The following is a 1,644-nucleotide window of genomic DNA, read 5'->3' on the forward strand; positions in this document are numbered from 1 at the left end:
AGTGAAAAACTTCCCCGCCGGAAGACCAAGGGTTCCTGCGCAACGCTAATCGGCGCAGGGTGAGTCGGCCCCTAAGGCGAGGCAGAAATGCGTAGTCGATGGGAAACAGATTAATATTCCTGTACTTCTTCATAATGCGATGGGGGGACGGAGTAGGCTAGGTCAGCACGGCGATGGTTGTCCGTGTTTAAGGTTGTAGGCTGGGAATTTAGGCAAATCCGGATTCCTAAGGCTGAGAACTGATGACGAGTTCCTACGGGAACGAAGTGATTGATGCCATGCTTCCAAGAAAAGCCTCTAAGCTTCAGTTATGAAGAAACCGTACCCCAAACCGACACAGGTGGTCAGGTAGAGAATACCAAGGCGCTTGAGAGAACTCGGGTGAAGGAACTAGGCAAAATGGTACCGTAACTTCGGGAGAAGGTACGCCGACTTTGGTGATGGGACTTGCTCCCTAAGCTGAGGTCGGTCGAAGTGACCAGGTGGCTGCGACTGTTTATTAAAAACACAGCACTGTGCAAACACGAAAGTGGACGTATACGGTGTGACGCCTGCCCGGTGCCGGAAGGTTAATTGATGGGGTTAGCTTATGCGAAGCTCTTGATCGAAGCCCCGGTAAACGGCGGCCGTAACTATAACGGTCCTAAGGTAGCGAAATTCCTTGTCGGGTAAGTTCCGACCTGCACGAATGGCGTAACGATGGCCACGCTGTCTCCACCCGAGACTCAGTGAAATTGAAATCGCAGTGAAGATGCTGTGTATCCGCGGCTAGACGGAAAGACCCCGTGAACCTTTACTATAGCTTCACAGTGAACTTTGAACATGCTTGTGTAGGATAGGTGGGAGGCTTTGAAGCAGTAACGCCAGTTATTGTGGAGCCAACCTTGAAATACCACCCTGGCATGTTTGGGGTTCTAACTCAGGCCCGTTATCCGGGTCGAGGACACTGTGTGGTGGGTAGTTTGACTGGGGCGGTCTCCTCCCAAAGAGTAACGGAGGAGCACGAAGGTTGGCTAAGTACGGTCGGACATCGTACGGTTAGTGCAATGGCATAAGCCAGCTTAACTGCGAGACAGACACGTCGAGCAGATACGAAAGTAGGTCATAGTGATCCGGTGGTTCTGTATGGAAGGGCCATCGCTCAACGGATAAAAGGTACTCCGGGGATAACAGGCTGATTCCGCCCAAGAGTTCACATCGACGGCGGAGTTTGGCACCTCGATGTCGGCTCATCACATCCTGGGGCTGAAGCCGGTCCCAAGGGTATGGCTGTTCGCCATTTAAAGTGGTACGCGAGCTGGGTTTAGAACGTCGTGAGACAGTTCGGTCCCTATCTGCCGTGGACGTTGGAAAATTGAGAAGAGCTGCTCCTAGTACGAGAGGACCGGAGTGGACGAACCTCTGGTGTTCGGGTTGTCATGCCAATGGCATTGCCCGGTAGCTACGTTCGGACAGGATAACCGCTGAAAGCATCTAAGCGGGAAGCCCCCTTCAAGATGAGTTTTCCCTAGGGCTTTAAGCCCTCTGAAGAGCCGTTCAAGACCAGGACGTTGATAGGCTGGGTGTGTAAGCGTTGTGAGGCGTTGAGCTAACCAGTACTAATTGCTCGTGAGGCTTGGCTATATAACACCAAAGTAGTTTGAT

Annotated in this window: 1 rRNA gene; it reads left to right on the forward strand. The window is 52.3% G+C overall.

Annotation, left to right across the window (positions count from 1 at the left end):
* Positions 1–1,623: ribosomal RNA gene (locus tag ABD744_RS09175) — 23S ribosomal RNA — on the forward strand; the annotation flags it as partial.
* Between the last annotated feature and the right edge of the window lie 21 nt (positions 1,624–1,644).

Origin of the sequence: Litoribacillus peritrichatus, assembly GCF_039537985.1 — a bacterium.
Taxonomy (GTDB): Bacteria; Pseudomonadota; Gammaproteobacteria; order Pseudomonadales; family Litoribrevibacteraceae; genus Litoribacillus; species Litoribacillus peritrichatus.